Annotated in this window: 7 protein-coding genes; all 7 read right to left on the reverse strand. The window is 32.3% G+C overall.

Annotation, left to right across the window (positions count from 1 at the left end; genetic code table 11):
- Positions 1-1,118: 1,118 nt before the first annotated feature.
- The gene (locus ACK2WI_RS04330; protein WP_313258373.1) at positions 1,119-2,810 is read right to left on the reverse strand and encodes a PepSY-associated TM helix domain-containing protein; all 1,692 of its coding nucleotides are present in this window, start codon (positions 2,808-2,810) and stop codon (positions 1,119-1,121) included.
- A gap of 711 nt (positions 2,811-3,521) precedes the next feature.
- Positions 3,522-4,742 carry a DUF4374 domain-containing protein gene (locus ACK2WI_RS04335; protein WP_313258374.1) on the reverse strand — a complete coding sequence of 407 codons (1,221 nt, stop codon included), beginning with the start codon at positions 4,740-4,742 and terminating at the stop codon, positions 3,522-3,524.
- A gap of 25 nt (positions 4,743-4,767) precedes the next feature.
- Positions 4,768-7,098 (reverse strand): TonB-dependent receptor, encoded by a 2,331-nt coding sequence (locus tag ACK2WI_RS04340; RefSeq protein ID WP_409149908.1) that lies wholly within the window; start codon positions 7,096-7,098, stop codon positions 4,768-4,770.
- A 90-nt stretch (positions 7,099-7,188) separates the two neighbouring features.
- Positions 7,189-7,881: a hypothetical protein gene (locus tag ACK2WI_RS04345; RefSeq protein WP_409149909.1), complete on the reverse strand. Its 693-nt coding sequence runs from the start codon at positions 7,879-7,881 to the stop codon at positions 7,189-7,191.
- A 1,608-nt stretch (positions 7,882-9,489) separates the two neighbouring features.
- Positions 9,490-9,723: a hypothetical protein gene (locus ACK2WI_RS04350; RefSeq protein WP_093095646.1), complete on the reverse strand. Its 234-nt coding sequence runs from the start codon at positions 9,721-9,723 to the stop codon at positions 9,490-9,492.
- Between the two features lie 285 nt (positions 9,724-10,008).
- Positions 10,009-11,502: a PAS domain S-box protein gene (locus tag ACK2WI_RS04355; protein WP_093095645.1), complete on the reverse strand. Its 1,494-nt coding sequence runs from the start codon at positions 11,500-11,502 to the stop codon at positions 10,009-10,011.
- A gap of 452 nt (positions 11,503-11,954) precedes the next feature.
- Positions 11,955-12,392, reverse strand: coding sequence for a response regulator (locus tag ACK2WI_RS04360; RefSeq protein ID WP_313258379.1), 438 nt, complete (start codon positions 12,390-12,392; stop codon positions 11,955-11,957).
- Between the last annotated feature and the right edge of the window lie 256 nt (positions 12,393-12,648).

The following is a 12,648-nucleotide window of genomic DNA, read 5'->3' on the forward strand; positions in this document are numbered from 1 at the left end:
ATTTTAGAAATATCATGAGACGTTAAGGTTAATACCTCTTTTCCTTCGGGAGTAAAGGATTCGAATTCATCAAACTATTTGCGATATATTGAGAATTTCTCTAGATTAAAACGTGATGATTTATTACAGTCGCCAACAATCTCACTCATATAAAATCAAAAAAGAAATATGTGGAAATCCTTCTCACCATTTACTCTTGGAAAAATATGTAAAAAAATATCCTATCCCGTTTATGGACCTTATAATTTACAGATCACAAAATAGACTCCTTCTTTATCATAAAATTTCATCGCTCTAAATTCTGTATACCGAGAAATATCATGAATCATTTCCTCAAGAAGAATAGAGTTAACATTTGAGTTAATTTCTACCGGTCTAAATTTAAAATTTCTTTCCTCGTATCTTGTTTTGTAAAAATCATTAAGGAAATCTATTTTTTGTTTCTTTGAACCATTTACAAACATCTCAGTATATTTTGATGCAATTTTATAAAATAATTATCGATTTTTTCTTCGTTAACAATTACTTAATGTACTGATGTTTAAACATGTAACCTAGATTGTTGATTATCAATATTATTATTTTTCAATTAAATCACTTTAAAAAAATCACGTAAGCTACACTTTATCATCAAGAGATAAAAATTCGAATTTTCTAAAACCTATTTGGATTTCAGATTGTTATATCTATTAAATTAATTTTAAATAAGCAGTACAAAATCACATATTAGCCCAATCAATTTCCCCGGCTAGGTCATAGAGCTGGGGCTTTTTTGTATATTAATTTTAGAGTTTTCGGACATGATCAATTTTTCGTTAACTGCCATAGGTTGTTTAAAAACAATTTAACTGCTTTTTTATTCCTAGAAATAGTCAAATTCCTCAAATCCAAATTTAACCCGAAAATTGGTAAGGATAATATTCTATTATCTTTTTTAGTAGTTTCATTAAAAACCCTTAAAAAAATATCATAACAGAATTCTAGCAAAAGCTGGCAATAAGCATATATTAAATTTTGGATTCTCAATTAACTTTTTTAGCTGTTTTAATTGTAGGAGAATGGAATTTCGAGCGCAAGTTATTAGCTAATAATCTGTAAGGTAAAATAGTTTTTTTGCCTTATTTTGCCTTCCGACTTAAATTGTATTGAACTGGATGCGAAACATCTCCAACCCTTTTCGAGGACAGTAAATACATGAATACAGATAAACTTACTATTCCCAACAATAACCATAGAAAATCTACAATGAACAAATCCATCTTTCCACTTATGAAATTATCCCAAAACCAACATCCGGTTTTTATTCCATTAACAATGGGTACTAGTATGGCTGCGACAGCCCCTAGAAACAAGGTTTCTCTATTCGTCCGGTTCAAATTCCTGCGAATGATATAGTATAGAGAAATTATTAGCCACGATCGAAAATAAAATGCATATATAAATTCCTGTGTAACAGGAGAGGCTATTTTTATGGCAATAAAAGTAAAAGCCGTGACAGGCAGCATACTCAAACAAATGGACAAAAATACATTAGCGGTCCAAAAATTAAATTTTCTCTTCCTTGGGATCACATTATTTTTATCCCGGGCTACTAACCATATCAATATCCCGGATACTATCACTAAGCACCCCAAGACACCCAATATAAAATAGACAGCTTTTACAGGATATCCTCCAAAATCCCCAAAATGTAAACGATAAATCAAACTACGGACTCGATTGATGTAGTTAACATCTGTATATGGAGATTTTTCTTCCAAAACCTTATTATTGAGAACCTGAATAGCCAGAATGCCTGAGCCAGCAAAACTCCGGTTATAATGCGGTTCAACCTCAATTACTAGGTACATATTTTCATCTCCAAAATTCTTGATGCTTATACGTTTATATTCACTCAGGGGCCATTTTTTCTTGGCTTTTTCCAAATAATCCGACAGCCTAAACTCTTTTTCCAATTTTTTATAGCTGTATTCTAATGGATAAGTATGGATGGTTTCTAAATCCTCATACAATTTATCGGTTTTCTCTTCATATAAAACGTTGGCAAAAGGGGTAATTAATACTGTATTTATGATCAAAACCACCCCAGTAACCGCAAACATGAATTGATAAGGAAATCCAATCACGCCCAAAGCTGTATGCATATCTGTCCAAACTGTTTTCCATTTATTAAACGGACGGAAAACAAAAAAATTTGAGACAACTTTATCCCAATGGAGCAATAATCCAGTGATTAGAGCAAATAGAAATAGGAAAGATGTAATTCCAGCGATTAAATATCCAAAAGGAGCTATTCCCACTCGAATAGGGACCTCATTTAATTGAGCCAAAAAATGTAGGCGGTACAGGAATTCGCCCATATCATAGTTTGCCGAATAGTCACCGGTTTTATTATGTATAAAATCATGATTTAAATACTTACTATCACCATCTCCCCCACGGCCGCGCCTTCCTTTACCTTTAATAGCTCCTTCCGGTTTCTTCGCTTGTGCAGCTAAGTTTTCCTTATTAATAATTGTATCCTTAGATGCACTAAAATTGACATATCCCTTTGCCCCATTTTGTTGAAGATAAAAGATAATATCTCTACCTTGTAAATTGTAACCATTGGAAACAGAATCTAAAAAATCACTGTATTGCTGAGCTTCAACTTTTTGATTATAAAAACTGATATTGTTTTGCCAGGCTGAAATTTCCTTCTTGAAAAATGAAAATGAACCTGCAAAAAAAATAACATACAAGAGAGCACAGATGATTATTCCTGAAATGGTGTGTGTATTAAAATAGATATTATAGTTTCTAATTTTCATTTTGAGATTTACTTGATTAAAAATGGAAGATAAAATAGTGTTGCTAGCAGAAGATATAGAAACCATATTTTCCAACCATTTTTAGCTAAAAAAGCAATTAAAAGTAACGTGGCCCACAATATGTAACCTGTAATGCCTGCTGTAACAATGACATTCTTCTTCTCAAAGAGATAAGTCAAAAACAAATGAAAGCTAATCATCACTAAGTATCCACCAATAAATCCGGCGGAAATTTTTAGAAACCGTTGGAACGGACTACTTAAATATTTTTTATTTGCTGGCATGGCTTTATTGTGATGATATATAGGTAAAGGTTAGTTCAAGAATAAGGCAAAAAATAATTAGAAAAAGCAGATGTTTATACTTAATGTATTGATAAGGAAAAAGCAAGACTACTAAACTGAGTAGTCCCATACAATAAATTATCCAGGCAAAAATACCCGCCCCAATGCCTTGTAGACAAACAATGAATAGTAGACTAAAAATCGTTAGTATTGTGCATATAATTTGAGCTCTCCTCCTATTGGATACTATTTTTTCGAGCCATGCTGTACGCTTAGGAAACTTTACCTTTTTACTCGTATTAAACCAAATAAAAGCGGCAACTAAGATCATTCCTAAAATAATGCTATACATAATTGATAGAGAATAATATTGCCCATCTATAAATTTTAGTCCTTACAGATAGGCAATAAATGATTGATAATTAGCTTAATTTAAATGTTCTATTGCGGTTAATGTACCACCCTCAATTTTTAGACCTTGTGTTGCTGTTGCTGAATTTACATCCACTTTATATACATAACCTATTCCAGAAGTTAAGTTCACACCGACATAGCCAAATCGGCCAGCTCTATCTGAATAATTATTACCTGTAATTCCCTTAACATCTGTAGTCTTTGGTAATCCGGTAACTGCTTTCCAAGTTTTTGCAGATACATCAAGAACACCAATAATATTTCCTATATTGTATGCACCTTTAGCATCTTTAGTATTTGAAAAAGTAATGAACTTGTTATTCCCAACATATAACCAGTTAGTAATATTTAATCCGCCGGATAGCTCTTCGAAATTGATATAAAATGATTTGTCAAATTCTGTACTTCCTGAATTAATTCTCGTTACTGCCGAAGGTTTTGTACTGTTCATCGTAGCATTTGTTCCCATAGATGTTGCTACAGATGCAGAGAACGCATATATATCTCCATTTTCTACAAGTTCCAAACCATCCGTAAAATACCTTCCAATAAAGCTTGTTCTATCATCTTTAATAATCTTCTCAAGCTTCATGCTTGGATAGGAATAAACTGCTACCCAAGCCTGATTAGGATAATCAGTTCCAAAGGTCGCTGAACAACATCCCTTTACAGAAAAATAAGGAGCGTAGACCTTTGAACCTACTTGCTTAATCCAACTGAAGAAAGCAAGTTCACCATTGTTATTTAACTCCGCTGTATTGATATTCCCTTGGCTGGAAATGCTGAGCGTGTTTGTATTAAACTGATACCAGTTCGTTACTGGATTAGTAATACTTCTTGAAATCTTCATCATCAAGATATCATCATTTACTGGAGCAAATGCTTGTACTGTTTCCGTGACCGAGTTTGCTAGCTTGGTCAGATTACCATCCAGGATATTGTAAACCGTAACAGCTCCAGGATTCCCTTGTCCATAAAGCATACTAAAAAACTTGTTGTTATGCGTAACATAGTATCTATAGGTTCCGTCTTGCTCAACTCCTCTGCCTGCAGTGGATACCTTGCCGGTATCTAAACTACTTGTTGTAAGTAGATAATCTGCAACACCAGTTTCTGCAACAGGTGTCACAGCAACAATAAAATTACCTTTCGCCGCAGGTTCTGTTTTATCCTTTGTACAAGCAACAATGGTACTTAGTGTAAAGGCCGTGAATAATAAATTTTTAATTTTCATGTGGAATTATTTTTTAATTAGATTGTTATTTTTTATTGATAAAGTATCGTAGATTCAGATAGAATGCTCGTCCTGGTTTTTGCATACTAAAATTGTCATATAATCGCTCGTTCGTAATATTTCTTGCTTCAAGCCCTATATTATATCGGCCTTTTTTAAAGCTGTAAACAATATTAAAATCATGACTCAACTGTTGAGGAATCGTATTTTTGGTCTCTCCTCGACTAGGCCAATACAGATAAAAATCATGAATATATTGTAGGTTGTATCCGGTTTTAAGCATATCTCCAGAACCAGAAAAAACTGGCAAATGAACGTTTAGATCTAGGTTCCCAAATAAGTAAGGTATATTAGGCATTTGATCTTTATAAACTGGGCTCACCTCAGTATACCCATTCTCATATTTCTGCATATTCTGCAAATATTGATAGGTCCAGCTTGTAGATGCTGACAACCATTTTTTATGGAAATATTGCAACTCAAAATCTGCACCTAATGTTCGTACTCCTTCACGGTTATCAGCCATGTACTTACTCTGATTCTGATTTAATCTCTGGTAAATAAAATTCTTGGAATTTCTATATAACACCCCGGCAGTGATCCCAAAATGATCGTCCCTATCTATATCAAATTGATACATAATACCAAAGTTGATATTATTGCTGCTCTCAGGTTTTAGATTTGTATTCGCGTCTTGGTTTTCCACGTCCCCAAACAATTCATATGGCGTCGCCATTCTGTTGGTCAACTCATAACTTGCCTTCAATTGTAAGTTGGTATCTAAGAAATAGGATAACGCAGTTCCGTAACCGAACAGACTTGAATTGACAGAACTTGAATTACCATTCTTATTATTTTGAGATAAAAATTTTCCAAAAATATTGGCACTCCAACGTCCCTCTTCATTTATTTGATAGCCAAAACCTAATACATTCTTTTGTGATAGCTTGGCATATTCATATTCATTGTTTTGAGGATTTAATTCATCGGAACCACTTCTATTGAATGTGTTGAATACATTATTGATCGTAAAAACATGCTTATCACCTAAATTATAATTTGCGTTTGCCGTGATAATACCATCCCTATTCTTGTATTTATACATGGTCCTTGAACGCTCTCCTGATGTGGATGGAAGGTTTGCATGTGTGTCCCCAAACCAATCAAATCGCTTTGCAACTGTGTCTATAGTTTGTTCCGTTCCCAGGTTTATATTCGCATTCAACATAACATCTAATCCCTTGATAAGGTTATTCTTGCTATATCTCAAACTCGGCATTACAATATTTCCTTTTCGATGCCAGGCTCCAAATACCGACTCCATCCTGGCGCCAGTTTGTATATCTTTATAGTTATGACCAAGGGTAATCCCAAATACCAACCGATCTGCAAATGATTTGTTAACCAAACCAAAATTTGCAATAATAGATTCGTTATGAAATTGATCATGAAATCGCTCTACCTCAGTATCATTTGCGTAGTTGTCTCTCCTGTTATTATGCTTTTCAATGAATACTTTGTAATTGTTGTCAGAATAATTCTGAAAGGCATTTAATTCAAAGGTTAACCCACTCTTATTCGTTACTGCTGTATTGATTGTAGTCCTATGGGTATTGAATGATCCATATGAATAAGAAGCATCAATATAATTCCTGTTAGATTTATTAGTTACTATGTTTATAGCACCTCCAAGTGCATCTGATCCTAACCAAATTGGAACTACACCTTTAAAGACTTCAATATTCTCCGCTAAATTGATTGGAATGGTGTTCATTTGAAAGGTGGATCCCATGTTATCCATTGGCACGCCATCAATAAAGAAGCGAATATGATTTCCTGAAAATCCATTTATTGCTAAATTCAGATTTGACCCTAGTCCTCCTTGTTCTCGGACACGTACACCAGGCACTTGATCTAAAGCATCAGAAATATTTATTGTACTGTTATAATACTTTTTAGCATCAATGGATGTCACGTTAAAGGCCATGCGATTGGTAATCTGAGGCTTGGTTAAACCAGTCACTGGTACTTCTTCAATTTTTTGGGTTTTTTCAAAAAGTAAAATATCAAGATGATTATTTCCCTCTTTAATCTCAATCTTCCTCTTAAAGATATCATACCCAATCGCCTTAGCTATAATCTCAAAAGAGCTATTTTTGATTTTTTCAATTTTAAAATTGCCGTAACTATCGGTTAGGACCGTATGCCCCGCTAATCGAATAGTAACACCTTCAATGGTTCGATTATGATTATCCCTAACGGTCCCGGTTAGGCTGAAGTTACTCTGTGAGTGGACCATATTGCTTAAGAGCAAAAATAAGAGTAAGATAAGCTCTCTGCGAAATCGATTAAGCATTTGTATATTAAGATTAATATCAGTGATTAACAGCGACGTTAAACCAAATAAATTCATTTGTTAAGTTTTTAGAGATTCGTGCTGTTTGTGTTAGTTAACAAGAATTAATGAAGTGTTTGTGCTCCAATGCTTATCGATGGATTTGCTACACCTGTTTTTCTTTGTATTCTCCGTTTCGGCAACCTCGTACTTTCCGGCTTTTAGAGATTTAAAGCAGATCTTTCCTTTGCCATTTTCTTTGAACTTTTTAATCCATCCACTCGGAAATACCACATCTACTTTAGCCTCTAAAAATGGTCCATCTTTGGGTTTAATGTCTTGGAAAACATCCTTTACATAGTGATACTTTGGTTCAATATCTAAAGTCGACGATAGCTCGGTAAGAGTTGCTGACTTTCTCCTTTCTTGAATTATTAAATTTACAGTAGATTCAGAAGCTGATGTTCCAAAGACCTCTTTTGCTGGATGTCCAACCTTTAGGATATAAACAGCTTCTTCCGTTGGAGAAATAGTTGCGCTAAAATAATCTGGATGTTCAGTTGCTTGGATTGCTGTTGTTTGCTGGCTTGGTGAAATTGGATATAATTTAAATTCGTGAACATCTGAATGCCAATTCTCGATTGGGTCAATAAAATTATGAATGAATTCACCGAAATAAACTCTAACATTTTGGGTTTTATTCTTCTCGCCAAAAGGTGTTGTTTCAATCCACAGGGAGTGGGCACTAACCATTTTAAATCCGAAAATGGCAAAAAAAATAATTAATAATTTTATGGTTTTCATGTTTTATAAGAATTTGTCGTTCTGTAATTTTTAAAAAAAATGCTTTGGCATTCTTTTACGTTTAATTGTTAATTATCTGTTCTCTATTCTTCATTGAGATTATCAATAATCGATCTGAAGAATATGAAAGGACAGCATACGACAAATTATCAAACAGCTATAGATTTGTTTGAATTTTCCTATATTGCATGTCCTTCCATAATTGCATGTTGAAGGTCCCATACGAATGAGTATGGATTCTTAAACTAGTTACCGCTGGTTTAAGAAGGCGTCATACGAAGATTACCGTCTTACGTATGGCGCTCTTTTGTTTAAATAGGAATTGTATCAATCTTATTTTACATTCAAATTACCTAATAAATGAAACAATTGTTTTTATTTAGACCAATTATAAACAGTTGCAAATATAAAGTATTATTTCAGCAAAATTCAAATATTTTTTACGATTTATTAAAATCTAACGAGAGCCGTAATCCGTTAAAACTATAGAATTTTGGGAGTTAGAATAGATGAATAGATATAAGACTAATTAATCCTAAAGCCTTATGGCATAATTTTATTAAAACAATACACATTAGGTTTAAATGAAGAACTATGCGGCAAATTCCATTCAGTTTATCAATAATCTGAAACTTTGACAAGATGAAAGTAGAGGATTGAAATCAAAGATTATTTTAAGTTTTGCATATATTACCTACTTAAGTTGTCCAGTTTTTGTTTAATCTTATCAACTAACGGGAATATAATTAAAATAGATAGGACTTTTTACTAAGATATTATGTTGTATTTTTTCTATATTTAAATCTTCAAAGCTTTCTGATTATTTCAGTTTAGGTCCAATATCAATCCAGTTATTGGACCTTTATTGTTGTTTTTCTTTAACCTTAAAATATATGTGCATTAATAACCAATTATTTCAATTGAAAAACAAAAGAAGTTAGCCTTTTTAGATTCACCTGAAATATCAAGAATTAATCAAAACATTACAAAAATACCCAATATAAACACTGAAAGTTCCTATTACTATTATTACCATCCATGATCATTTATTTTCTTGAATTTTTTCCATCTTAGCTCCACATCAATCATGTAATTAAATCTAGTTTTTTACCAACCTTCAGGGGCCAATAGTTATTTTCATATGGAATAAACACGTGACAATATTTTTGCTAATGGAAGTGAAGCACCTTCATTGGGAACTATTAGCTAAGTAATTAGATAAATTTTTATAATTGAGATGGTCTACTTAGGATCTTCAAAAAATCACTATATATTTTAGAATATATATTCTTTGAAAGTTTGAAGTTTATATTTGATAACGAGTCGAATAATGACCCATACCACTATTATTACGAAAATATCTTGTCCAAAAATATGAATGGAGCCATAATCGTTTTAAATTCCGTCAGCAGATTATTTAATAAAATGCATGAGAAGACCGAATACGATGAGAAAAGTTCCTATGAACAAAAGAGTTGCTTTACAATTCCTATATAAAAATCTTTTCATTCCAATAAATGTAATACCTACGTTTTAAAAATCCGAAGATAAATATTCTTTTTTAAACTATGTTAAATATTCACTATAATTCATAAAACATAAGTTATTTCACAGAAGTGGAATACTCTCTCCATTTCGCTGCATGGACTCTTGAAACCTATGAACTTCAAATCTAATTAATTCTGGCCACTTTCCTAAACCTTCAATTATTAATTTTTCCCCTTCTAAGGATCCTGCTAACTCCCCTATTTTCAATGCTTGAATCTGTAAAATATCCAAATAATCTTGGTTTGGAGGGGAGTAAACCTTAGAAAGATTTTGACCCTTATTGTAATTTTTCATAACTAATTAATAGTTTTATTAATGGTGATTTCTTTGCAAAATAAATAATTGCGAACTGATTATCAATATTTTTGCAAAAAAAGCAAAAAATATGGGGCAATGGTGAAATTTAACCAACACACACCTTAGCTCGCTAGTAAGAAAATTCAAATGGTATCTTTATACTTTGATATACAAAAAAATTGAAAATTACCCTTGGTAAAAATGTAACACCCTCATATTTTTAGAGTTATTTTATGGAAAATATCCATCAAAATAGTAAGCCAACAAACTCTTCTTTAAACATTAAGCCACGTAATTATCAGGCATTTTGATGACTAGAATATAGTTCTGTGAATCGGGTTGTAAAAATTTAATTGACCCACCTACGGATAATACTTGGTGCTTAGCTATGAAAAAATCCACGGTCATTACTTCTTTTAATTTTTCTGCCGCAACATTATAATTATATGGATCCATTTCAGATTGGTTATTGGATTTGATATGGAGTTTCAGTGTTTTTTCAGATTCGTTAAACAATAGCGATGCCCTATTCTCACTACCCGTTTCCTTTATGCTGCACAAAATGACATATTTAAAAAGAGTTTTCAAATATTTCATTGGGAAAAAAAACATTGTGCGTTGTGATTGTTTAATAATATTGAAACCACTACATTTTATTTGCTTTTCCAATTCATTTACAGAGTCCTTAAAAATAGAATTAACTTCATTCCATTTAAACTTATGATCCAAGGAATCCAAACTTTCCAAAAAATCAATCATCCTACCTAAATGATTTTTGAATTTGTTACCACTCAATAAAATCATGTCTAGGTACTTCCGATCCTGCCTAGACTTAGTGCCAGTTTTTAATTGTTCGGTAATCATTTCAATATTTGCAAGAGGCGACCTTAAATCATGTGCAAGCACTTGGTTTATCGTTTCAAGCTGTTTAATCTTTATTTCCAATTCAAAATTTATTTTTTCAAGGGCCGAATTCTGGAATTTTAATTTCTTCTCAATTTCCTTGAAATCAGAAAGATCCTGGATTTGACAAATAAAATAAGTTACCTGTCCGTCTTGATCTTTTACAGAAGAAAAAGAAATTAAGCACCATAAGTATTTTCCATTTTTAGTACAAACCCTAGTTTCAACAACAGCTTTATGAACAATTCCCAACCTTAAATCCGTAACTGCGACCATTAATTCCTTAATATGGTCTTGATGGATGTAATCAGAAAATCCCTTGTGCCGGAAAGTCTTTTCATCCTCCATCCCTAACATTTCCAAAAGAGCTCGGTTCTGTTCGACAATTCTCATTCTTCCGTCCAACAAGAGCATTCCAATGGAAGAATGCATAAAAGCTTGATTGAACTTCTCTTCTTCCATTTCAACCTCGTATTGAAGTTCGATCTCTTTGGTAATATTAGAAATAACAACCATCACTTTTCCAGGAAAGTTCTCCATAAATCTAGTCTTCAATCTGAACCAACTTCCCTTAAAAGCCTCTACAGGCGATTGATAAATTATTTGGTGACTCTTCTTCGTCCTGATGGTCTTTTCAAGTATATCCACCATAGTTGAGGCAAATTCTTCCGGAAAAAGGTCTTCAATCGGAATGTTCAAAATTCTATCACGGTCAAAAAAAAGTTCCTGTGGTTGAAGAGTCCAAGAATCCAAAATTGTACCGTCACTAGAGACCACAAAAACTATATCATCAAAGCAGGAAATAATTGATTCTAGCTCAAGGATCCTCTCCCTTAATTTATAATTTTCTAGACTATAATTTTCATCTTTCATAATTTTTGGAATTTCCACGGAAAAGCAAAAATATATAAATTTTCAGATTTAATGCCAAATTCGGGCTATTCTAACGAAAGTTTGGTCCTTTCCATAGAAATAAATAAGGGTTAAAGTTTTAGTTCAAAATCCTTCCAGAAAGTATTTCTTTTAAGGAATATTAACCAGAACGAGATTAAAATTTCAGATTGTATTCAATATCAAATCTAATAATCAATTCATTCAGCAGTACCTCAGGGTTCCGATGGTATCTCAATTTTATACAGAGAATTAACAAAGTGGCTAATTGAAGAAAAGTCAAAATGATCATATGATTAATTACAACAAATCACAAACATTATTTTAAAATGAATTAATTAATTATAGAAACCAAAAGAGAAGTGTGTTGAAAATATCTTATCTTAACCACTATTTAAACCAAATCTTATAAACTTTTAATTATTCTGTGCCATTCAATTGGACACATTTAATGCTTGAAAAAGTTGCTCTGCGGTAAAGGGTTTTGTCAAGTACCTCTCTATGTAAGGAATTTTATTTGCACGAGCTAGGTCTTCCTGGCTTACAGAAGAACTTACGATAAGGACCCTTGGTACATCGATTCCAACAAAGATTTTCATGCTTTCAAGCTCTTCCAAAAACTGCCAGCCATTCATTAGTGGCATATTAATATCCACTAATAAAACATTTGGAAACGCGACTCCCTTGATATGGAGCGCATTTAGATGGTTAAGAGCAATAATTCCATCTGAAAAAATTTTCAGGTCAATCTTCATGTTGGTAAATGATTGAATCATTTTTGAAACAAGGAAGCAAAATATACTATCATCATCAATCAAAATAATTTCGAAAATCTTTTCCTTTTCTGCCGATAACTCTGATTTTTCCATCATTAAACACATTAAGTCTTACCAATTTTTTAATAAAAATGACTTTTCAAAAACTCATTCTTTTCTAATTTATAAAGTTTTAAATATATTGAATTCTTACGATACATATATTAAAGAGAAGTTAGGACAAAAGATCCAATGAAATATTAATCATTATTTCACAAATTATAACTATACTTTTTTGTTCACAAGCTCTGTTCTCAATAATGGAAATGTTAACAATACCTCTGTAATTTTATTTATATTTGTATAAATAGCT

The organism is Sphingobacterium sp. BS-2 (genome assembly GCF_046161205.1).
GTDB lineage: Bacteria > Bacteroidota > Bacteroidia > Sphingobacteriales > Sphingobacteriaceae > Sphingobacterium > Sphingobacterium mizutaii.

Bases quoted from the DNA above. Each gene is read 5' to 3' on its own strand.
- ACK2WI_RS04330 (WP_313258373.1), bottom strand. From the start codon at position 2,810: ATGAAAATTAGAAACTATAATATCTATTTTAATACACACACCATTTCA.
- ACK2WI_RS04335 (WP_313258374.1), bottom strand. From the start codon at position 4,742: ATGAAAATTAAAAATTTATTATTCACGGCCTTTACACTAAGTACCATT.
- ACK2WI_RS04340 (WP_409149908.1), bottom strand. From the start codon at position 7,098: ATGCTTAATCGATTTCGCAGAGAGCTTATCTTACTCTTATTTTTGCTC.
- ACK2WI_RS04345 (WP_409149909.1), bottom strand. From the start codon at position 7,881: ATGAAAACCATAAAATTATTAATTATTTTTTTTGCCATTTTCGGATTT.
- ACK2WI_RS04350 (WP_093095646.1), bottom strand. From the start codon at position 9,723: ATGAAAAATTACAATAAGGGTCAAAATCTTTCTAAGGTTTACTCCCCT.
- ACK2WI_RS04355 (WP_093095645.1), bottom strand. From the start codon at position 11,502: ATGAAAGATGAAAATTATAGTCTAGAAAATTATAAATTAAGGGAGAGG.
- ACK2WI_RS04360 (WP_313258379.1), bottom strand. From the start codon at position 12,392: ATGATGGAAAAATCAGAGTTATCGGCAGAAAAGGAAAAGATTTTCGAA.